General features: G+C 71.0%; 20 protein-coding genes. 9 read left to right on the top strand and 11 right to left on the bottom strand.

Translation table 11 applies throughout. The features are described 5' to 3' along the window. Positions 1–11 precede the first annotated feature (11 nt). Positions 12–569: a hypothetical protein gene (locus ACFQVD_RS16720; RefSeq protein ID WP_343968662.1), complete on the bottom strand. Its 558-nt coding sequence runs from the start codon at positions 567–569 to the stop codon at positions 12–14. A 315-nt stretch (positions 570–884) separates the two neighbouring features. Continuing rightward, positions 885–1,046 carry a hypothetical protein gene (locus ACFQVD_RS16715; protein ID WP_169750203.1) on the bottom strand — a complete coding sequence of 54 codons (162 nt, stop codon included), beginning with the start codon at positions 1,044–1,046 and terminating at the stop codon, positions 885–887. Positions 1,047–1,443: 397 nt separating this feature from the next. Between ACFQVD_RS16715 and ACFQVD_RS16710 the strand changes: the two genes are divergently transcribed. Genes ACFQVD_RS16710 through ACFQVD_RS16690 form a run of 5 tightly spaced genes read left to right on the top strand, consistent with a single transcriptional unit; the run spans position 1,444 to position 5,638 of the window. Continuing rightward, entirely contained in the window at positions 1,444–1,683 is a 240-nt protein-coding gene (locus ACFQVD_RS16710; protein WP_343968666.1) for a hypothetical protein, read from the top strand. Between the two features lie 25 nt (positions 1,684–1,708). Further along, positions 1,709–2,950 carry an NAD(P)/FAD-dependent oxidoreductase gene (locus tag ACFQVD_RS16705; protein ID WP_343968668.1) on the top strand — a complete coding sequence of 414 codons (1,242 nt, stop codon included), beginning with the start codon at positions 1,709–1,711 and terminating at the stop codon, positions 2,948–2,950. Further along, a complete protein-coding gene (locus ACFQVD_RS16700) occupies positions 2,947–3,633 on the top strand; it encodes a DUF1365 domain-containing protein (RefSeq protein WP_343968670.1) in 687 nt (228 codons plus the stop codon). The genes ACFQVD_RS16705 and ACFQVD_RS16700 overlap by 4 nt, the downstream gene beginning before the upstream one ends. Beyond that, entirely contained in the window at positions 3,630–4,847 is a 1,218-nt protein-coding gene (locus ACFQVD_RS16695) for a cyclopropane-fatty-acyl-phospholipid synthase family protein (protein ID WP_343968672.1), read from the top strand. Before ACFQVD_RS16700 ends, ACFQVD_RS16695 begins: the two co-directional genes overlap by 4 nt. Next, positions 4,847–5,638, top strand: a complete 792-nt coding sequence (locus ACFQVD_RS16690; RefSeq protein ID WP_343968675.1) for a DUF1295 domain-containing protein — start codon at positions 4,847–4,849, stop codon at positions 5,636–5,638. The genes ACFQVD_RS16695 and ACFQVD_RS16690 overlap by 1 nt, the downstream gene beginning before the upstream one ends. Positions 5,639–5,689: 51 nt before the next feature. Here ACFQVD_RS16690 and ACFQVD_RS16685 read toward each other — a convergent pair whose 3' ends face one another. Continuing rightward, complete coding sequence (locus ACFQVD_RS16685; RefSeq protein ID WP_343968677.1) at positions 5,690–6,322, bottom strand: TIGR03085 family metal-binding protein; 633 nt, start codon at positions 6,320–6,322, stop codon at positions 5,690–5,692. 168 nt (positions 6,323–6,490) lie between these two features. Here ACFQVD_RS16685 and ACFQVD_RS16680 point away from each other — a divergent pair, with 168 nt between their 5' ends. Together ACFQVD_RS16680 and ACFQVD_RS16675 are read left to right on the top strand one after the other, a co-directional pair. Continuing rightward, positions 6,491–8,290, top strand: a complete 1,800-nt coding sequence (locus tag ACFQVD_RS16680; protein WP_343968679.1) for an ABC transporter ATP-binding protein — start codon at positions 6,491–6,493, stop codon at positions 8,288–8,290. 29 nt (positions 8,291–8,319) lie between these two features. Continuing rightward, entirely contained in the window at positions 8,320–10,059 is a 1,740-nt protein-coding gene (locus ACFQVD_RS16675) for an ABC transporter ATP-binding protein (RefSeq protein ID WP_343968925.1), read from the top strand. A gap of 79 nt (positions 10,060–10,138) precedes the next feature. Here the strand turns inward: ACFQVD_RS16675 and ACFQVD_RS16670 are convergent, their stop codons facing one another. The 4 genes from ACFQVD_RS16670 to ACFQVD_RS16655 are packed head-to-tail and all read right to left on the bottom strand — an operon-like array spanning position 10,139 to position 13,455. Beyond that, entirely contained in the window at positions 10,139–10,675 is a 537-nt protein-coding gene (locus tag ACFQVD_RS16670; RefSeq protein ID WP_343968681.1) for a GNAT family N-acetyltransferase, read from the bottom strand. Next, complete coding sequence (locus ACFQVD_RS16665) at positions 10,672–11,667, bottom strand: ABC transporter substrate-binding protein (protein ID WP_343968683.1); 996 nt, start codon at positions 11,665–11,667, stop codon at positions 10,672–10,674. The genes ACFQVD_RS16670 and ACFQVD_RS16665 overlap by 4 nt, the downstream gene beginning before the upstream one ends. Positions 11,668–11,686: 19 nt before the next feature. After that, entirely contained in the window at positions 11,687–12,451 is a 765-nt protein-coding gene (locus ACFQVD_RS16660; RefSeq protein WP_343968685.1) for an amino acid ABC transporter ATP-binding protein, read from the bottom strand. Further along, positions 12,448–13,455, bottom strand: a complete 1,008-nt coding sequence (locus tag ACFQVD_RS16655; protein WP_343968687.1) for an amino acid ABC transporter permease — start codon at positions 13,453–13,455, stop codon at positions 12,448–12,450. The genes ACFQVD_RS16660 and ACFQVD_RS16655 overlap by 4 nt, the downstream gene beginning before the upstream one ends. A 334-nt stretch (positions 13,456–13,789) precedes the next feature. Between ACFQVD_RS16655 and ppk2 the strand changes: the two genes are divergently transcribed. After that, positions 13,790–14,737, top strand: coding sequence for a polyphosphate kinase 2 (gene ppk2, locus ACFQVD_RS16650; RefSeq protein WP_343968689.1), 948 nt, complete (start codon positions 13,790–13,792; stop codon positions 14,735–14,737). A gap of 11 nt (positions 14,738–14,748) precedes the next feature. Here the strand turns inward: ppk2 and ACFQVD_RS16645 are convergent, their stop codons facing one another. The 4 genes from ACFQVD_RS16645 to ACFQVD_RS16630 form a co-directional block, all read right to left on the bottom strand. Next, on the bottom strand, positions 14,749–15,558 hold the full coding sequence (locus tag ACFQVD_RS16645) for an ABC transporter permease (protein ID WP_343968691.1): 810 nt from the start codon (positions 15,556–15,558) through the stop codon (positions 14,749–14,751). Continuing rightward, positions 15,555–16,430, bottom strand: a complete 876-nt coding sequence (locus ACFQVD_RS16640) for an ABC transporter permease (RefSeq protein ID WP_343968693.1) — start codon at positions 16,428–16,430, stop codon at positions 15,555–15,557. Before ACFQVD_RS16640 ends, ACFQVD_RS16645 begins: the two co-directional genes overlap by 4 nt. Positions 16,431–16,551: 121 nt before the next feature. Beyond that, positions 16,552–17,784, bottom strand: a complete 1,233-nt coding sequence (locus ACFQVD_RS16635; RefSeq protein ID WP_343968695.1) for an ABC transporter substrate-binding protein — start codon at positions 17,782–17,784, stop codon at positions 16,552–16,554. Positions 17,785–17,800: 16 nt separating this feature from the next. After that, on the bottom strand, positions 17,801–18,829 hold the full coding sequence (locus tag ACFQVD_RS16630) for an ABC transporter ATP-binding protein (protein WP_343968697.1): 1,029 nt from the start codon (positions 18,827–18,829) through the stop codon (positions 17,801–17,803). A gap of 175 nt (positions 18,830–19,004) precedes the next feature. On the opposite strand from ACFQVD_RS16630, the gene ACFQVD_RS16625 reads away from it, so the two are divergent. Next, a complete protein-coding gene (locus ACFQVD_RS16625) occupies positions 19,005–19,733 on the top strand; it encodes a FadR/GntR family transcriptional regulator (protein ID WP_343968699.1) in 729 nt (242 codons plus the stop codon). Positions 19,734–19,754 lie beyond the last annotated feature (21 nt).

The following is a 19,754-nucleotide window of genomic DNA, read 5'->3' as shown; positions in this document are numbered from 1 at the left end:
GTGGAACTGCGCTACTGCCGGGCGTTCGGCGTCGCGGGGGCGGCAGGGGAGAGCGGGCGGGCGCAGCGGCAGGTGACGGTGATCGTCACCGCCCCTCCGGCGCAGGCGCCGGAGGGGGTGCACGCCTCGACCGGGACCGTCCAGATGCCGGGCACCCGGGAGGCGCCGCCGAGCAGGCCGTCGGCGTCGATCGTGATCCCGGCGGGCAGCAGGGTGGGGTCGGCCACCCTGAAGGCGAGCCTCGCGCCGGTCGGGTCGGCCAGGGTGATCCTGCCCCTCAGCGGCCGGTCGACGGGGGCTCCGAAGTGGCCGAAGAACGGGTGGGCGGAAGGCGGCGGGGAAGCGGTGCCCCGCACGACGGGCCGCCCGGTCCCGTCGCCGGCCGTCGTCCCCACCGTTGCCGGACCGTTGGGGCCGGACATCGGGGTGGAGGCCGGTGATGGGGTGGGGGACGGTGCCCGGACCGATACGGGGGTCGCGAAGGCGACCTGTGAGGTCGCCGGTAGGCCGAACGTGACGGCTCCGGCGATGAGCGACCCGACCAGGGAGAAACCCCGCGTGCCCCGCATGAACGATCTCCCCGTACGAGAAACGGACCTTCCCTTCAAGGTGCCGGAAAGATCATCAAGGGAGTGCCGTGATGTTTCCCGTGGTCGTCCATGATCGGGTCAGGGCGTTCGCCGCGCGGCTCTGGGCGGCGGATGGGGTTTCGTCGGGGGCTCACGGGTAGGGGGTGGCGGCCTGCGGCGATCCTTGTGACGTGCTCTCGGGATCGGCGAAGCAGACGGTGCGGCGGTCCGGTGTCGGGGAGTGGGGCGCTCCCCCGTGGATCGGTCGGGAGCGCGGATGACATGGTTCGGGGCGGGTGGGTCCCCGCCGGTCGGTCAGCTAAGTACTCGTGTCACGAACAGAGCCAACTGGTCTGCTCCCCTCACGATCCCGTCGAAGACTCCGTTGACCGCGCCCGCCGCCTCGGCGGGCTTGGTGAACAGATAGAAGACCACGAACGCTACCCCGAGGTAGGTGAGGACCTTCTTGACCTGCATGGGGGCCTCCTGGCAGTTCCAATCCCAGCCGTATATACCCGAATTTTATCGATCTTTGGCATCTGCGGCCCGGGTGGCTCCCGGATTTTGATGATCATACCCATCCCACAGGGGCAAACCATGGTCTGGTCGCGAGTTTGGCATAGGTCACACCAGCCATCGTGCGGTGGCTGAGGCTCTCCTGTCCAATCCTCACAGCCAGGTATACCGGTAGGGCTAGGGGCGGGCGGCGGGATCGCGGATACCGGTGTGTGGGAACCTCTGCCGAAAAAACCAAGGGGACTTGGTGGCCGGTGGCATCCGGGTGCCCCGGGGTTCCGAATAAAGGGGCGAACCGACCCGAGGGGCCCCCATATGACCCGATTTGTCCGCGCGGTGCTCACCCTGCACGGCGGGCGTGCTCACAGCCATCGGCCCGCGGCCGATCCCCTTCGAACGGGCCGCGTACCGGGCCGTGCGCGGACACGACGTCGTGGTCCCACGGCCGAGGTTCCGGACGCGTGGCCGGAACGGCGAGGAGGTCTCGCCGGTGGCGGACCCGCGCGAGACCGCCGAGCGGCTCGGCGTGCCCGCGATACCGGTCGGGCGCTCGACGGGCACGCGTGCCCCCGCGGGGCCGCCCCGACTGACGGTCTGATCTGCCCTGTTATGAGAGGACATTGATGGAAAGGCGCAGGATCGCCGTCGTGGGCAGCGGGGTGGCCGGGCTGACCGCGGCGTACGTGCTGCAGCGGAGCGACGACGTCACGCTGTTCGAGGCCGACGAGCGGATCGGCGGGCACGCCCACACCCACGACGTGCCGTCGGGCGACGGCCGCACGCTGGCGGTGGACAGCGGGTTCATCGTGCACAACGAGCGGACCTATCCCCACCTCACCCGGCTCTTCGCCGAGCTGGGCGTGCGGACCCAGCCGTCCGACATGAGCATGTCGGTCTCGTGCGGGGGCTGCGGCCTGGAGTACGCGGGCGGCAGGAAGGCGTCCGGCCTGTTCGCCACCGCCTCCAGCCTGGCCCGCCCCGCCTACCTGAGAATGCTCGCCGAGGTGCCGCGCTTCCACCGGCTGGCCCGCGCGGCGCTGGAGCGCGGCGACGACCGCACGCTGGGAGAGTTCGTCGCGGGTTTCTCCCCCTACCTCGTCGCCCACTTCGTGACCCCGCTGGTGTCGGCGGTCTGGTCGTGCCCCCCGTCCGTCGTCGGGCGCTACCCGGCGCGCTACCTGTTCGCCTTCCTGGCCAACCACGGCATGCTCAGCGTCTCGGGCTCCCCGAAGTGGCGTACGGTCACCGGGGGCTCGCGCGAGTACGTCGAGCGGATCGCCAAGTCCCTCACCGCCGTGCACACCTCCACCCCGGTACGGGCACTGCGCCGCACCGGTGCGGGAGTCGAGTTCCAGGCCGACGGCGCCGTACACCGCTTCGACGCGGCGGTCGTCGCCACCCACCCCGACCAGGCGCTGCGCCTGCTGGCCGACCCCACCCCCGGCGAGCGCGACGTCCTGGGCGCGTTCGCCTATTCCCGCAACCCGGCGACCCTGCACACCGACGCCTCGGTGCTGCCCGGCGCGCGGCGCGCGCGGGCCTCGTGGAACTACCGGATGGACTCGTGCGCGGCGGGTGCGGACGGGGTGCGGGTCACCTACGACATGAACCGGCTGCAACGGCTGGGCGCGCCCGAGGCGCACCTGGTGAGCCTGGGCACCGAGATCCCCGACGAGCGGGTGATCGCCAGGATGGTCTACGAGCATCCGGTCCACACCCCCGAGTCGGTCGCCGCCCAGGAGCGGCTGCCCGGCCTCGACGACGGGGTGGTCGCCTACGCGGGCGCCTACCACGGCTGGGGTTTTCACGAGGACGGCTGCCGCTCGGGTGCGCGCGCGGCCGAGGCGCTCGGGGCGCGCTGGTGAGCGCGCCGGCCGAGGCCGCGCTGTACGAGTGCGTGATCACTCACGTCCGCTCGGCGCCGGTGCGCAACGCCTTCGGCCACCGCTCCTACATGTGGCTGGTGGACCTGGACCGGCTGCCGCGCAACCGCCCGCTGGCCGCGTTCCACGCGCGCGACCACGCCGGCGACCCCGCGCTGAGCATCAGGGAGAACGTCGAGGTCTTCCTGGCCGCGTGCGGGATCGTCGCGGGCCGGATCAGGATGCTCACCCACGCCCGGGTGCTCGGCCACGTGTTCAACCCGCTGACCGTCTACTGGTGCGACACCGCCGACGGCGTCGTCGTGGTCGCCGAGGTGCACAACACCTACGGCGGGCGCCACCGCTACCTGCTGCGCCCCGGCGAGAGCGAGGTGGCCAAGGAGTTCCGCGTCTCGCCGTTCAACGGCGTGGACGGCCACTACCGGCTCAGCCTGCCCGAGCCCGGTGAGCGGCTCGCGCTCAGCGTCGTGCTGCACCGCGAGGGGCAGCCGCCCTTCGTGGCGGGGCTGCGCGGGCGCCGCCGCCCGGCGACCGCGGCCTGGCTCTACCGGCTGGCCGCCAGATACCCGATGGCCCCCCTGGCGGGCAGCGTCAGGATCCGCCGCCAGGGCATCTCCCTGTACCTGCGCGGCCTCGAAACAATTCCCCCGGGAGGGTCCAGATGACCGCGACGACCGGACACGCCCCCGTGTTCTGGCCAGACGTCCGCACGGTTCCCGGCTCGCGATCGCGCGGCGCGATCGCCCGGCTGCTCTTCCGGCGCGCCGTACGGCGGCTGCCCCTGACCGTCGAACTGCCCGGTGGCGAGCGGCTCGGCGCCGGCGGTCCGGTGATGCGCCTGCGCCGCCCCGAGGACTTCCACCGCAGGGTCGGCGCCTCGGGACTGATCGGCTTCGGCGAGGCGTACATGGCGGGCGACTGGGAGGCCGACGACCTGCCCGGGGTGCTCACCGTGCTGGCCGAGCGGCTGACCACGCTGGTGCCGCCCGCGCTGCAGCGGCTGCGGCGGCTGGCCGTGCGCCGGATGCCCGGCGACCAGCGCGGCGCGGAGCGGGACGCCCGGCGTAACGTGCGTCGCCACTACGACCTGTCCAACGAGCTGTTCGCCGAGTTCCTGGACGAGACCATGACCTACTCGGCCGCCCTGTTCGACGGGCCCGCGTCCTGGGAGACGCTCGCCGGCGCCCAGCGGGCCAAGATCGACAGATTGCTCGACCAGGCGGGGGTCGGTGCCGGTACCCGGCTGCTGGAGATCGGCACCGGCTGGGGCGAGCTCGCGCTGCGCGCCGCCTCGCGTGGCGCGGCCGTCACCACCGTCACGCTCTCGCAGCAGCAGCGGGCGCTGGCCGGCGCGCGGATCGCGGAGGCGGGGCTGTCGGACCGGGTGGAGATCCTGCCGGCCGACTACCGCGAGGTGGACGGGAGCTACGACGCGATCGTCAGCGTCGAGATGATCGAGGCGGTCGGTGCCCGCTACTGGCCCGTCTACTTCCGCACGCTGGAGGAGCTGCTGGCTCCCGGCGGCCGGATCGCGATCCAGGCGATCACCATGCCGCACGACCGGATGCTGGCCACCCTCGACACCCACACCTGGGTGCAGAAGTACATCTTCCCCGGCGGCATGCTGCCTTCGGTGCGGGCGGTCGAGGAGAACCTCGGGAACCTGCGCGTGCTGGACCGCCTCTCGTTGCGTGAGGACTACGCCGAGACGCTGCGGCTCTGGCGCGAGCGCTACCTGGAGCGCGTCCACGCCATCGGCGCGCTCGGCTTCGACGAGGTCTTCCACCGGATGTGGACGCTCTACCTCGCCTACTCGGAGGCGGGTTTCCGGTCGCGCTACCTGGACGTCTGGCAGTTCACCCTCGAAAGGAGATCGTGATGTTCTGGTGGTCCCTGGCGGCCTCCGCCGCCGCCGTCGCGGTGCTGCTGGTGCTGACCCTGGCCGTGGCGCTGAGGGTGGGCCGGCACTCGGTGATCGACGTGGCCTGGGGGCTCGGTTTCGCGCTCGTGGCCCTGGTGTCGTACCTGCTGTCCGAAGGGGATCCGCTGCGGCGGCTGCTGGCGCTGGCGCTCACCGTGATCTGGGGGGTCCGGCTGGCGGTGCACATCGGGCGGCGCAACGTCGGTGAGGGAGAGGACCCTCGCTACGAGCGGATGCTCGCCCGCGCGCCCGGCAGCCGGACCTGGTACGCGGTTCGCGTGGTCTACCTCATCCAGGGCGCCAGCCTGCTGTTCGTCTCGCTTCCGGTCCAGGTGGCCATGCTCGGCACCGAGCCGCCGGGCCCGGTCGCCTGGGCGGGGACGGTCGTCTGGCTGGTGGGGTTCGTCTTCGAGGCGGTCGGCGATCAGCAGCTCGCCCGCTTCCGCGCGGACCCGGGCAGCAGGGGCAAGGTGCTGGACACCGGGCTGTGGCGCTACACCCGCCACCCCAACTACTTCGGCGACGCCTGCGTGTGGTGGGGGCTGTTCCTCATCGCCGCCGACCAGTGGCCCGGTGTCCTGACGGTGCTCTCCCCGGTGCTCATGACGTACTTCCTGGTGGCCAAGACCGGCAAGCCGCTGCTGGAGAGTCAGCTGTCGCGCTCTCGTCCGGGCTACGCCGACTACGTCCGCCGCACCAGCGGCTTCTTCCCGCTCCCGCCGAAGGCCCCGCGCCGGAACGTGGGCTGATCGGGCCGTACGGCCCGGGAGGCGGCGGCCTCGTGCCGCCGCCGGTCCGGCTCAGACGCCCAGGGGGGCGTCCATCAGCCTGGCGACCGCCTCGTCGCCGCCGCTGACGTCGACCTTGGCGTGGGCCTGGCGGCCGAAGCAGAACAGCAGCAGCTCCCCGGCCCGGCCGGTCACCTCGACCTGCTGCGGGGCGTCCCTGGGGCCGCCGATGGCGACGCCTCCGCCGATGCGGTGCAGGACCACCCGGACGGGGGAGCGGCGGAGGAACACCCGGATGCCGGCGCGGATCTGCTTCCAGAACCTCTCCTCAAGGTCGGCGGGCAGCTCGCGCGGCTCCCAGACCCGCTGCGCGCGCCGTACGTCCTCGTGGTGGATGAAGAGCTCCGCGGTGTTGACGGTCTGGTCGAGGCCGGGAAGGCGGTAGAACCCGGACGGCCCCGAGCGCACGAGCTCGACGAGGCCCGGGTAGCCCTTCCTGGTCTTCAACGACTCCTGCACCCTGTCGGTGTATCCGGCCAGCGGCTTGAGGAGGATGCCGCCGAGCGCGTCGGGGCGGCGCTCGCGCAGCACGAGGTGGGCGGCGAGGTCGAAGGTGGTCCAGCCCTCGCAGAGCGTAGGGGCATCCGGGCCGAGCCGGGCGAACAGGTCGCTGAGCGCGGCGCGTTCGGCGCGGGCGTGATTCATTCGGTGATCCTAACAAGGTCGTTGTGCGAGCAACCAGAGGTGTGGGTGTGATCTTGTCGGAGGTGGTTCGGGAATAACCAGATGATCCAGAGTGATTGGGATTCAGGTAGCAATGTTTCCCGTCGAAAGGACACCTCCCGCGTGGCGAGCAAGGTGACAGGCGCGGTCATGCGACAGGGACTCGGTGTCCTCGGGGTGGCGATCCGGGCCGAGAAGTCGATCTTCGCTGCCGCGGTGCTGTCCAGCGCCCTGTACGGCCTGATGACCGTCGCCGCGGCGTGGGCGCTCGGCTGGGCGACCGACCACGTCGTGCTGCCCGCCTTCGAGAACGGGCGGATCACGACCGGCGCGCTGGCCGTCGGCGCGCTCCTCATCCTCGGAGTCTCCCTGCTCAAGGCGCTGGGCGTGGCGGGACGGCGGTATTTCGCCGGGGTCATGCAGTACCGGATGCAGGCCCGCTCCCGCCAGGACGTCACCCGCCAGTACCTGAGGCTCCCGCTGGCCTGGCACCACCGGCACCCGACCGGGCAGCTGCTGTCGAACGCCGGCGCCGACGTCGAGGCCGCGTGGGCGCCGCTCGCGCCGCTGCCGATGGCGGTCGGCGTCGTGGTGATGCTGGTCACCGCGGCCGTCGCAATGGTGATCACCGACCCGATCCTTGCTCTCGTCGGTTTCCTGGTCTTTCCCGCCATCGCCGTGCTCAACCTGGTCTACCAGCGCAGGCTCAACCCGCTGGCCACCCGCGCCCAGCAGTTGCGCGCGGAGGTCAGCGAGATCGCCCACGAGAGCTTCGACGGAGCCCTGGTCGTCAAGACACTCGGCCGCGAGGACGAGGAGACCGCCAGGTTCCTGGCCAAGGCCGATGAGCTGCGCGACGCCAACATCGCCGTCGGCCGGGTCCGCGGCCTGTTCGACCCGGTCCTTGAGGCGCTGCCCACCCTGGGCGTGCTCGCCGTGCTGCTGATCGGCGCGATGCGGCTGGAGAGCGGCGCGATCGGCTCCGGCGTGCTCGTCCAGGTCGCCTACCTGTTCACCCTGCTGGCCTTCCCGATCCGCGCGCTGGGCTGGGTGCTCGCCGAGCTGCCCCGGGCCGTCGTCGGCTACCAGCGGATCCGGGCGGTGCTCGACGCGACCGGCTCCATGGAGCACGGCGCCGCCGAGCTGGCCGGCACCGCCCCCGCCGGGCTGGAGGTCCGCGGCCTCGGTTACGCCTACGGCGGCGGTGACGGTGACGCCGACTTCCCCGTTCTGCACGACGTGAGCCTGGAGGTCGCCCCCGGCCGCACCGTCGCACTGGTCGGCCCCACCGGGTCGGGCAAGTCCACGCTCGCCCAGACCTTCGTCCGCCTGGTCGATCCGGTACGGGGCACCGTCCTGCTGGACGGCACGGACCTGCGCGAGGTCACCAGGGGCGGGGTCAGCGACGCGGTGGCACTGGTGCCGCAGCAGACGTTCCTGTTCGACGACACCGTACGGGGCAACGTCACCCTCGGCCGGCCGGTCGGCGACGAGGACGTCTGGGCGGCACTGCGCCTGGCCCAGGCCGAGGGGTTCGTCAGCGCCCTCCCCTCGGGGCTGGACACCCAGGTCGGCGAGCGCGGCACCAGCCTCTCCGGTGGCCAGCGCCAGCGGATCGCGCTGGCCCGCGCGCTGGTGCGCCGTCCCCGGCTGCTCGTCCTGGACGACGCCACCTCCAGCGTCGACCCGCAGGTCGAGGCCAGGATCCTGTACGGGCTGAGGGACGCGGCCCAGGCCTCCACGGTGGTCGTCATCGCCTACCGGATGGCCACCATCGCCCTGGCCGACGAGGTCGTCTACCTGGAGCACGGCCGGGTCGTCGACCAGGGCGGCCACGCGGAGCTGCTCGCCCGCTGCGAGGGCTACCGCAACCTGGTCACCGCCTACGAACGTCAGGAGGCCGAGCGCGAGGCGCTCGACGCCGAGCAAGAGGAAGAGGTCAGCGCTTGAGCTCGTTTCAGGGGGTCGAGCGTTCCGGGATGGCCACCGTCAGGCATGGGCTCTCGCTCACGCCGGAGTTCCGCAAGGGGCTGGCCGGGACGCTCGCGCTGGCCGTGGTGGCCACGGTCGGCAAGATCATCGTACCGATCGCGGTGCAGCAGACCATCGACACCGGGCTCGGCGGAGCGGCCCCCGACCTGGCCTACGTGCGCACCGCGGTGCTGTGGTGCGCCGCCGCCGTGGTGCTCACCGCGCTGTGCGCGTACCTGATGAACGTCCGCCTCTACCGGGCCACCGAGTCCTCCCTGGCCACGCTCAGGGTGCGCGGCTTCCGGCACGTGCACGACCTGTCGGTGCTCACCCAGAACTCCGAGCGGCGCGGCGCCCTCGTCTCCCGGGTCACCGGCGACGTCGACCAGATCAGCACGTTCATGCAGTGGGGCGGGCTGATGATCATCATCGCCCTGGGGCAGCTCCTGGTCGCCACCGTGCTGATGTTCGTCTACTCCTGGCAGCTCACCCTGACCGTGTGGGCCTGCTTCCTGCCGCTCATGGTCGTCCTGCCGCGCTTCCAGCGGTGGCTGTCGGGCGCCTACACCCGGGTCCGCGAGCGCACCGGCGACATGCTCTCGGCGGTCAGCGAGTCGGTGGTCGGCGCCGCGGTGATCAGGGCCCACGGCTCCGAGGCCCGTACCGCGGAAAGGCTCGACGTCGCGATCGACGCCAACAAGGCGGCGCAGGCCCGCACCCAGCGGATCGTCGCGACGGTGTTCCCGCTGACCGAGATCGTCGCCTCGGTGGCCCTGGCCGCCGTGGTGCTGGTCGGGGTGCGGCTCGGCCTGGCCGGCGAGATCACCGTGGGGCGCCTGGTCGCCTTCCTGTTCCTCATCACGCTGTTCGTCTCGCCGATGCAGATCGCCACCGAGGTGCTCAACGAGGCGCAGAACGCCATCGCCGGATGGCGGCGCATCCTCGGCGTGCTCGACACCCCGCCCGACGTCGCCGACCCGGGCCCGGAGGGGGTCGAGCTGCCGCGCGGTCCCATCTCGGTCTCCTTCGAGAACGTCGGGTTCGCCTATCCCGGCGGGGCGCCGGTGCTGCACGAGGTCTCGGCGGACATCCCGCCACGCTCGCGGATCGCGGTGGTGGGGGAGACCGGCTCGGGCAAGACCACCTTCGCCAAGCTGCTCACCCGCCTGATGGACCCGGTCTCGGGACGGATCACGGTGGACGGCCACGACCTGCGGACCGTGAGGTTCTCCTCGCTGCGCCGGCGCATCGTCATGGTCCCGCAGGACGGGTTCCTGTTCGACGGCACCCTGGCCGAGAACATCGCCTTCGGCCGCCCCTCGGCGACCGAGGAGGAGATCCGGCTGGCGATGACCGAGCTGGGGCTCGCCGACTGGCTGGAGGGGCTGCCCGCCGACCTGTCGACCAGGGTGGGCCAGCGCGGCGAGTCACTGTCGGCCGGCGAGCGCCAGCTCGTCGCGCTGGCCCGCGCCTACCTGGCCGACCCCGACCTGCTGCTGCTGGACGAGGCCACCTCCGCGGTGGACCCGGCGACGGAGGTACGGCTGGCCCGCGCCCTGGAGGGCGTCACCCGGGGCCGCACCGCCGTCTCCATCGCCCACCGGCTCTCCACCGCCGAGGCGGCCGACGAGGTGTTCGTCTTCGACCGGGGCCGGATCGTGCAGCGCGGCCCGCACGCCGAACTGGTACGGCAGCCGGGCGTCTACGCCGACCTGCACGCCTCCTGGGTCTCCTCGGCCCGTTCCTAGGGCCGGTGTCCGGCGGGCACTGCCCGCGAGCCGAGTGCCGGGGAGCGTCCGCCGGAACGGCCGGCGGGCGGCGGCGCGGTCAGCCGGTCCGCGCCTCCCGGATGGTCTTCTCGAAGGGGTGCGGGCCGATCGTCTCGGGGTCGGCGTCCTGGTCGTAGAGCGGGGTGTATCCGGTCGCGAGATACAGCCCGGCGGCCTCGGGCTGACGGGGACCGGTGGTCAGGTGGATCCGGCGGTAGCCCTGCCGCGCGGCCTCCCGCTCCAGTTCCCGGACGACGGCGACGCCCAGGCCGCGGCGCCGGTGGCCCGGATGGGTCCAGATCCGCTTGAGTTCGGCGGTCTCCTCGTCGCGACGGAAGAACGCGCCCCCGGCGACGGTCTGCCCGTTCTCGGTGAGGATGAGGAACGCACCCCCTCGCTCCGGGGTGAACCGCTCGTCGGGGTAGCGGTTGATCTCCTCGTTGGGACCGTACCGGCTGTTGTACTCGGCGTGCAGGTCCTCAAGGAGCGGCCTGACCCGCGGGTCACGGACCGCTACGTGATGCACCTCGACGGTTGCGCCGATCCGTGGGAGGTCCTCGGCGCCGGTGGCGGGTCTGGTGGAGTCGACCGTCATTTGGGCTGCCTCGGCAGGCCGGGCGGGTTGATCAGTGACCTGGACAGCGCCTCGTTCTCCAGGCCCCAGCGCTTGAGCACCTCGATGTACCTGCCGTTCTCGATCAGCGTGTTGATCGCCTCGCTGATCGGCTGGACCAGGCCGTTGCCCTTCAGGGTCATGACCGCGATCAGGCCCTCGACCGACCCGCCGCCCGAGAGCGTCCCGACGATCCTACTGTCGCCGCCGACGGCGACCTGGTAGGCGATGGGCGGGTTCGGGCCCAGGTAGGCCTGGATGCGCCCGGATTTCAGGGCGAGCAGGACGTCACCGTACTTCTGGTAGTACTGGATCTGCGCGGCCTCGAGCCCGGCCTTCTGGTTCTGCGCGTCCCACTCCAGCAGGATCTTCTCCTGGTTGGTGCCCGACCCGACGGACACGTTCAGACCGGCGATGTCGGCGGGTTTCTCGATCTTGGTGATCGGGCTGGAGGCGCCCACCTGCCAGGCGAGCTGGTCCACCCGGTAGGTGGCGAAGTCGTAGATGTCCTTGCGCTCCTCGGTCACCGTGACGTTGTTGAGCACCGCGTCGTACTTGCCGGACTTGACGGCCAGGAACAGGTTCTCCCAGGAGGTGTTCTGCTCCTTCACCTTCAGGCCCAGCACGTCGGCGATCAGATAGGCGAGATCGGTCTCGACGCCGATCAGGGTGGTGTCGTCGTCGGCCAGGGACACCAGGGGCGGCGCGCCCTCGCCGTTGAAGCCCACGGTGAGCTCGCCCCTGGACCGGATCGCCTCGGGGACCTTGGCGGCGATCGCGTCCACCTTGTCGGCGCGGATCCGGTTCTGTTCCGGCGATGTGTTGATCCTGACGCCGCCGGTCCCGGACGGGGCGGCGGCGACCGGGACCTCGGCCCGGTCCGTGGTGCCGGCGGAGGGTTCGGTGGTGCCGCAGGCGGCGAGGAGGAGAGGCAGGGCGACGGCGGCGGGGGCGAGCCTCGATATGAACGACATGTCGGTCCTTGTTCGGGTTTCAGAGAACTTTGCTGAGGAACAGGCGGGTGCGCTCGTGCCGGGGGGCGTCCAGCACCTCGGCGGGGGGACCCTGCTCGACGATCCGGCCCTCGTCCATGAAGACCACCGTGTCGGCGACCTCGCGGGCGAAGCCGATCTCGTGGGTGACGACGATCATGGTGGTGCCGCTCCCGGCGAGGTCCCGCACCGCGTCGAGCACCTCACCGACGAGTTCGGGATCCAGCGCGGACGTCGGCTCGTCGAAGAGGATGACCTTGGGCTCCAGGGCCAGGGCGCGGGCGATGGCCACCCGCTGCTGCTGGCCGCCGGAGAGCCGGCCGGGGTAGGCGCGGGCCTTGTCGGCGAGCCCGACGCGCTCCAGCAGCCGGGTCGCCAGCGCGTTCACCTCCGCCTTCGGCCTGCGCTGGGCCGACAGGGGCGCCTCGGTGACGTTCTGGTGCACGGTCAGGTGCGGGAAGAGGTTGAAGTTCTGGAAGACAAAGCCGATCTTGGTCCGCTGCCTGAGGATCTCGCGCTCGGGCAGCTCGTACAGCCGGTCGCCGACCCTGCGGTAGCCGACCAGCTCGCCGTCGACGCTGATCGACCCGCTGTCCACCTTCTCCAGGTGGTTGACGGTGCGCAGCAGCGTCGACTTGCCCGACCCCGAGGGACCCAGGATCACCGTGACCTCGCCGGGGGCGACCCGCAGGTCCACCCCGCGCAGCACTTCGAGGGGGCCGAAGCTCTTGCGCACGCCCCGCAGTTCGACCATCGCGGCGCTCATCCGCGGCCCCTGCCGTAGTACCGCTCGACGTAGTGCTGCGCGACGGACATCACCGAGGTCATGACGAGGTACCAGATGGTCGCGACCAGCAGCAGGGCGATGACCCGGCCGTTGCGGTTGTAGATCACCTGGACCTGGTAGAAGAGCTCGGGCAGGGCCATGATGTAGACGACCGAGGTGCCCTTGATCAGGCCGATGATCTCGTTGCCCGCGATCGGCACGATCGACCGCATGGCCTGCGGCAGGACGATCCGGAACAGCTGCCTGGTCCTGGGGATGCCCAGCGCGGCGGCGGCCTCGCGCTGGCCGCGGTCCACCGAGAGCAGCCCCGCCCGGACGATCTCCGCGGCGTAGGCGGCCTGGTGTAGGGCGAGGCCGAGCGCGGCGGCGGTGACCGGGCCGATCAGGTCCATCGTGCCGATGTCGAAGAACGCCGGGCCGAACGGCACACCGAAGGAGATCCTCGGATACAGCAGCGCCAGGTTGTACCAGAACAGCAGCTGCAGGATCAGCGGGACCGACCTGAACAGGGCGATGTAGCCCCAGGCGACCGAGTTGAGCAGCGGGTTCCCCGACAGCCGCATGAGCGCCAGGACGGTGCCGAGCAGGAAGCCGAAGACGATTCCCAGCGCGGTCAGTTCCAGGGTGAAGACGACGGCCCGCAGCACGGAGGGGGCGAACAGGTACTCCCCGACCACCTCCCACTCCCAGGCGGGGTTGGTGATCAGCGCGCTGGCCGCCATGGCCAGCAGCACCGCGATGCCCGCGGCCGCCACCCACCGCCAGGGATGACGGGTGGTGACCACTTTCAGCAGAGGCCCACCGGCCTCCGTGTCCGCCGTGCCGTCCGCCGGGAGTGCGGCGGTCCGGGCGGGCGCGGCGGCGAGCAGCACCCGGTTTCCCCCGTAGCCGCGATGGGCGCGCACCCGGGGGGCCGGGGGCGGTGCCTTCGCGGATGCTCCACGTGTGTCACCGCCGTCGGTGTCCGAGAATTCGACGGGCATGGTCGAGGCCTTTCTGGCTGGTCCGTCCAGGAGGAGGGGGCGGGCGCGAGGGGGCGCGTCGCCGGCGAATCGTCAGCGGGTCAGCGGTGACACGAGGAAAGGCGGAGGGGGCGCGGGCCGATGTGCCCGCGGACCGTCGGCCGGAGCTCTGGGCGCATGACATCACTTCAGCACGCGTCCATAATCCCGTCAAGACCTACTGGTTTAGTAGGTTTTATGTGACGCCGTACGGGACCGGTGCGAACCGGGCCGCCCGCCGATGATTAGCCTGCTCAAAGCGAGGTAGAGGGCAGGACGGGGGCGGATCCCGTGTCCGCCCGAGGGGAAGGGAACGATGGTGGAGGCGGAGCCCGCAGAAGGGCGGTTTCCCGTTCTGGACCTCCGTTCGGCACTGGCCCGCGGCGGCCTGCTCGACGACCTGTCCAGCCTGCGGGTCGACGACGATGACGACGACGACCCCATCCTGATCCGCCTGGACGGCACCCCCGTCGACACCTGGCGGGAGAAGTATCCCTATGGGGAACGGATGAACCGGACCGAATACGACCGGCTCAAGCGGCTGCTCCAGATCGAGATGCTCAAGCTCCAGTACTGGATCAAGGACACCGGGGGGCGCCTGGTCGTCCTCTTCGAGGGGCGTGACGCGGCGGGCAAGGGCGGCACGATCAAGCGGTTCATGGAGCACCTCAACCCCCGCGGGGCGAGCGTGGTGGCGCTGGAGAAGCCGAGCGAGCGCGAGAGCACCCAGTGGTACTTCCAGCGCTACGTCTACCACCTGCCGTCCGCCGGAGAGATGGTCTTCTTCGACCGTTCCTGGTACAACCGCGCCGGGGTCGAGCGGGTGATGGGCTTCTGCACTCCCGGGGAGTACCTGGAGTTCCTGGAACAGACGCCGGAGTTCGAGCGGATGCTCGTCCGCGACGGCATCCACCTGGTGAAGTTCTGGTTCTCGGTCTCACGTTCCGAGCAGCGCACCCGGTTCGTCATCCGCCAGGTCGATCCGATACGGCAGTGGAAGCTGTCGCCGATGGACCTGAAGTCGCTCGACAAGTGGGAGGAGTACACCGCCGCCAAGGAGGACATGTTCGTCCACACCGACACCGAGGAGGCCCCGTGGACGGTGATCAAGAGCAATGACAAGAAGCGGGCCAGGGTCGAGGCCATGCGCCATGTGCTGAGCCTTTTCGAGTACGAGAACAAGGACCACGAGATCGTCGGCACCCCCGATCCCAGGATCGTCGTCCACGCCGCCGACGTGCTCGACGACGACCGCGCCCGCTGAGCCGCCCCCGCTCAGCGGACTCCCGCGTCACCGCCCGACAGGCGCTGGGCGAGATAGATCGGGACGACCGAGGCGACGATGAGAGCCGCGGCGACCACGTTGACCACGGGCGCCTGGTTGGGGCGGAACAGGTTCTCGAAGATCCACAGAGGCAGGGTCCTGACCCCGGCCCCGGCGGTGAACGTGGTCACGATGATCTCGTCGAAGGACAGGGCGAAGGCCAGCAGCCCGCCCGCGAGCAGTGCCGAGCGCATCATCGGGAAGGTGACCAGCCGGAACGTGGTGAAGGTGTCGGCACCCAGATCGGCCGAGGCCTCCTCCAGGGAGGTGCCGGTCCGCCGCAGCCTGGCCAGCACGTTGTTGTAGACGGTCACCACACAGAAGGTGGCGTGCCCGACGATCACCGTGAACAGCCCCAGACTCACCCCGAACGGGCTCAGCACCGCGCGGAAGGCGTTGTTGAGCGCGATGCCGGTGACGATGCCGGGCAGTGCGATGGGCAGCAGGACCAGCAGCGAGACCGCGTTCTTGCCGAAGAAGTCGTAGCGCTGGATCGCGAAAGCCACCATCGTGCCGAGCACCAGGGCGATCACCGTGGCGCCCGCCCCCGCCTGGACCGAGGTCCACAGCGCGTCACGCACGCCGGTGGAGTTCCACGCCGCCTCCCACCAGCGCACCGTGAACCCGCTGGGCGGCCAGGCGAACGTCCGGTCGGTGTTGAAGGAGTTGAGCATCACGATCAGCAGCGGAACGTAGACGACGCCGAGCCCGGCGGCCAGCATGGCCCACAGCGCCGTGCGCGCCGTACGGGACAGGTTCACAGGTTCTCCAGGGCACCGGTGCGGCGGACCGCGGCGAGGTAGATCAGCATGATCATCACGGGGACGGTGGCGACCGCGGCGGCGAAGGGGAGGTTGTTGGCCGCGCCGATGTTGTCGTAGACGACGTTGCCGATCAGCTGCGAGGTGCCGCCCACGATCTTCACGGTGATGTAGTCGCCGAGCGACAGCGAGAACGTGAAGACCGAGCCCGCGATCACGGCGGGGAGGGCGAGCGGCCACACCACGGTGCGAAACGTCCGCCGGCCACGCGCCCCGAGGTCTCCGGCGGCCTCCAGCAGCGAGTCCGGCAGCCGCTCCAGCCCGGCGTAGATCGGCAGGATCATGTACGGCAGCCACAGGTAGGACAGGGTGAGGACGGTGGCGGTCAGCCCGTACCCCCAGCCGAGAAGGCCCTCGGAGCCGAGCATCACCCGCCAGGCGTACGCCTTGACCAGGTAGGAGGCCCAGAGCGGGGTGAGCACGGCGATCACCAGCCAGCGCTGGGCGCGCGGCGAGGCCAGCTTGGCCATCGCGAACGCCATCGGGAAGGCGATCAGCAGGTCGATCAGCGTCACCGCGACCGCCACGCCCACCGAGCGCAGCGCGATCGTGCGGTAGACGTCCGCGGTGAGCAGGTCCTGGAAGTTCCTCCAGGTCGGCACCCTGACCAGGTCGCCGGTGAAGGTGTCGGTGCTCCAGAAGGCCGTCACGAACAGGGCGGCCAGCGCGCCGAGATAGGCGAGGCCGAGCCAGAGCGCGGGGGCCGACAGCAGTAGTGAGAGCCGCACCCCCGCGTGCCGGTGCAGGAAGGCCGCGAGCCTGCGTCGAGGGGTGCGGGGCGGTGTGGGTCTCGCCGGTGCCGCGGTGTTCAACGTCGGCTCCTTCCCGGTCAACGTCGGTTCTCTCCCCGGGCGAGGCGGGTTTCCGGCCCTTCTCGCGGGGCGGGCGCGGCGGGCACCCGGGTGCCCGCCGCACGGGTGGTTCCGGCGGGGCTCAGCCCTTGATCTCGGTCCAGGCCCTGGTCCACTCGGAGTAGTCCTTGCAGGTGACGTCGGTGCGCCCGTCCAGGCACTGGGCGATGGGGGTGGTCCAGTACCAGACCTTCGAGTAGTAGTCCTCGTCGGTCGCGTGGAAGGTCTCGCAGTGCTTCGGGTCGGCGGTCAGCTCGCAGGACTTCGCGTTCGAGGGCGCCTCCCCGAAATACTCGGCGACCTGGGCGTTGGCCTGGGGCGAGATGATCCAGTCGAGCCACCTGTAGGCGCAGTTCGGGTTCTTGGCGGCGGCGGCGACCATCCAGGTGTCCGACCAGCCGGTGGCCCCCTCCTTGGGCAGCGTCACCTCGACCGGCGCCTTGTCGGCCAGGGCCACATTGGCGATGACCTGCCAGGTGGTGCCCAGCACGGAGTCACCGCTCTTGAAGGCCTGGACCTCCTTGGTGTAGTCGGACCAGTACTCGCCGATGATCTTCCTCTGCTGCTTGAGCAGATCGACCGAGGCCTGGAACTGCCCCTCGTCCAGGGAGTACGGGTTCTTGATGCCGAGTTCGGGCCTGGTCGCCATCAGGTACAGCGCCGCGTCCGCGATGTAGATCGGGGAGTCGTAGGCGGTGATCTTCCCCGCGTACGGCGAGGCGGGGTCGAACACCGCGCCCCAGGAGTCGGGTGCGGGCTTGACCTGGTCGGTGCGCCACATGAGCAGGTTGGCCCCGCGTCCGTGCGGCACGCCGTAGGCGGCCCCGCCGGCCGAGTTCCACGCCTTGTCCTTCAGGCCGGCGAAGACGTCGGCGTAGTTCGGGATCAGGGCGGTGTTGACCGGGGCGACGGTCCCGCCGGCGATCAGCCGCAGCGAGGCGTCTCCCGAGGCGGAGACCGCGTCGTACTCGCCGGTCTTCATGAGGTTGACCATCTCGTCGGAGGTGCCGGCGGTCTTGGAGTTGACCTGGCAGCCGGTGGCCTTCTCGAACGGGGTGACCCAGTCGACCTTGGGGTCGTTGCTCCCGTCCTCGACGTACCCGGCCCAGTTGACCAGGTTGACCTGCCCCTCTCCCGGGCCCAGTGACTGCAGCGCCTTGATCTCGGGCGGGGTGAAGCCGGTCTGGCCGGGGGCGGCGGAAGGGGCACCGGGTGCGGGCGCGGAGCCGGCGCCGCAGGCGGTGACGGTGGCCAGGGCGAGCGCGGAGAGGACGACCGCGCCGTGCCTGAGGACAATCCGGGGGGTGGACCGCATGGGATGACGACCTTTCTTACGGGACGATCGCGAACTCGTGCCGGCGCTGCCAGATGAGCCGGACCCTGGTGCCACGCAGGCCCATCACGTCCATCGACGAGACCTGCAGGTTCTGCTGGAGGGCGATGAGCCGCCCGCCCGCGTCGAGTTCGACCACGAACCGGGTGGCGGGGCCCGCGTAGACGACCTCGGCGACGGTGCCCGTCGCGCTGTGCTCGGTGCCGTCGACCGTCTCGTCGAGGCCGGCGAGGCGCAGCTTCTCCGGGCGCACGCTGAACGTGCCCTCCCGGCCGAGCACCGCCTGCGCGGCCCGGCCGGAGATCAGGTTGGAGGTGCCGACGAACCCCGCGACGAACGTGCTCGCGGGCCTCTCGTAGATCTCGGCCGGGGTGCCGACCTGCTCGATCCGTCCCCGGTCGAACACCGCCACCCGGTCGCTCATGGTCAGCGCCTCCTCCTGGTCGTGGGTGACGAACAGGAAGGTGATGCCGACCTCGCGCTGGATCGACTTGAGCTCGACCTGCATCTCCTCGCGGAGCTTGAGGTCCAGCGCGCCGAGCGGCTCGTCGAGCAGGAGCACCCGGGGACGGTTGACCAGGGCGCGGGCCAGGGCGACCCGCTGGCGCTGGCCGCCGGAGAGCTGGCCGGGTCTGCGCCGCTCCATGCCCTCCAGCCGGACCGAGGCCAGCGCGGCCAGCGCGCGCTCGCGCCGCTCGGCCCGGGGGACCCGCTTGACCCGCAGGCCGTACTCCACGTTGTCCGCCACGTTCATGTGCGGGAACAACGCGTAGTCCTGGAAGACCGTGTTGACGTCGCGCTCGAAGGGGGCGAGCCGGGTGACGTCGACCCCGCCGAGCTCGACGGTGCCCGCGCTGGGCGTCTCGAAGCCGGCGATCATCCGCAGCACCGTCGTCTTGCCCGAGCCCGAGGGGCCGAGCATGGCGAAGAACTCGCCGTCGGCGATGTCGAGGTCGACGCCGGTGACCGCGTCCACGGCCCCGAAGCTCTTGCGAAGGCCGGTCAACCGCACCGCTGGGTCTGACATGACCGAAAACATATGAGGTTAGATGTTTTATGGCAAGAGCCGTTCGGACATCACCGCAGAGGGGAGGCGAAGTGAGGTCCTCGGGGCGGTGCCGGCCACCCGGGGGCACCCGGGGGGACCTCGGACGGGACCCCAAATGGGAGACTTTATGACCGTCTAAGGCGAGGGAGGGCGCATGAGCACGGCAGACATCTCCGGTGGTGCCCGTCTGGCCGCGTTCGCGCCGGTCGACAGCACCGCCCGGGTCGACGCCGTGGTCAGGCGGCTCACCGACGCCATAGTGCTCGGCCTGGTGGCCGACGGCGAGCAACTGCCCAGCGAGGCGGAGCTCGCCGCCCAGCTGGGCGTGTCCACGGTCACGCTGCGGGAGGCCCTGATGGCCCTGCGCCAGCAGGGCATGGTCGAGACGCGGCGAGGGCGCGGAGGCGGTAGCTTCGTGCGGGCCCCGCGTGAGGCTCCCCAGGCGCTCGATCGGCTGCGCGCCCTCACCGCGGAGGAACTCCGCGACCTGGGCGACCACTACGCGGCCATCGCCGGGGCCGCCGCGAGGCTGGCCGCGCAGCGGGCACTGCCGGAGGACATCGCGCCGCTCCGCCGCACGCTGCAGGAGATGGCCGGCTCCCGAGACCAGTCCCACCTGCGCAGGCTGCACGGGCGCTTCCACATCGAGGTGGCCGCGGCCTCCCAGTCGGCACGACTCACTCAGGAAGAGATCAGGTTACAGGCTGACATCGGACCATTGCTCTGGTCCGCCCACGGGAGAGACGATGGAACGTCGGCTCGGCACCACGCCATCGCCGAGGCCATCCACCGCGGGGACGACGACCACGCCAGGCTCCTGGCGGAACGGCACGTGCTCGACGCGATGGAACACCTCATCGAGCTGCGTCTGCGCGAGCCGTGATCGTCGGATGCCCGGGGCGGA

The sequence above is a fragment of the Streptosporangium amethystogenes subsp. fukuiense genome (assembly GCF_042665875.1).
In the GTDB taxonomy this organism is placed as follows: domain Bacteria; phylum Actinomycetota; class Actinomycetes; order Streptosporangiales; family Streptosporangiaceae; genus Streptosporangium; species Streptosporangium fukuiense.
Note: the sequence above shows the minus strand (reverse complement) of the source record. Positions and strands in the feature narration are given on the sequence as shown.

Bases quoted from the DNA above. Each gene is read 5' to 3' on its own strand.
- ACFQVD_RS16720 (WP_343968662.1), bottom strand. From the start codon at position 569: ATGCGGGGCACGCGGGGTTTCTCCCTGGTCGGGTCGCTCATCGCCGGA.
- ACFQVD_RS16715 (WP_169750203.1), bottom strand. From the start codon at position 1,046: ATGCAGGTCAAGAAGGTCCTCACCTACCTCGGGGTAGCGTTCGTGGTC.
- ACFQVD_RS16705 (WP_343968668.1), top strand. From the start codon at position 1,709: ATGGAAAGGCGCAGGATCGCCGTCGTGGGCAGCGGGGTGGCCGGGCTG.
- ACFQVD_RS16695 (WP_343968672.1), top strand. From the start codon at position 3,630: ATGACCGCGACGACCGGACACGCCCCCGTGTTCTGGCCAGACGTCCGC.
- ACFQVD_RS16690 (WP_343968675.1), top strand. From the start codon at position 4,847: ATGTTCTGGTGGTCCCTGGCGGCCTCCGCCGCCGCCGTCGCGGTGCTG.
- ACFQVD_RS16685 (WP_343968677.1), bottom strand. From the start codon at position 6,322: ATGAATCACGCCCGCGCCGAACGCGCCGCGCTCAGCGACCTGTTCGCC.
- ACFQVD_RS16680 (WP_343968679.1), top strand. From the start codon at position 6,491: ATGCGACAGGGACTCGGTGTCCTCGGGGTGGCGATCCGGGCCGAGAAG.
- ACFQVD_RS16675 (WP_343968925.1), top strand. From the start codon at position 8,320: ATGGCCACCGTCAGGCATGGGCTCTCGCTCACGCCGGAGTTCCGCAAG.
- ACFQVD_RS16670 (WP_343968681.1), bottom strand. From the start codon at position 10,675: ATGACGGTCGACTCCACCAGACCCGCCACCGGCGCCGAGGACCTCCCA.
- ACFQVD_RS16665 (WP_343968683.1), bottom strand. From the start codon at position 11,667: ATGTCGTTCATATCGAGGCTCGCCCCCGCCGCCGTCGCCCTGCCTCTC.
- ACFQVD_RS16660 (WP_343968685.1), bottom strand. From the start codon at position 12,451: ATGAGCGCCGCGATGGTCGAACTGCGGGGCGTGCGCAAGAGCTTCGGC.
- ACFQVD_RS16655 (WP_343968687.1), bottom strand. From the start codon at position 13,455: ATGCCCGTCGAATTCTCGGACACCGACGGCGGTGACACACGTGGAGCA.
- ppk2 (WP_343968689.1), top strand. From the start codon at position 13,790: ATGGTGGAGGCGGAGCCCGCAGAAGGGCGGTTTCCCGTTCTGGACCTC.
- ACFQVD_RS16635 (WP_343968695.1), bottom strand. From the start codon at position 17,784: ATGCGGTCCACCCCCCGGATTGTCCTCAGGCACGGCGCGGTCGTCCTC.
- ACFQVD_RS16630 (WP_343968697.1), bottom strand. From the start codon at position 18,829: ATGTCAGACCCAGCGGTGCGGTTGACCGGCCTTCGCAAGAGCTTCGGG.
- ACFQVD_RS16625 (WP_343968699.1), top strand. From the start codon at position 19,005: ATGAGCACGGCAGACATCTCCGGTGGTGCCCGTCTGGCCGCGTTCGCG.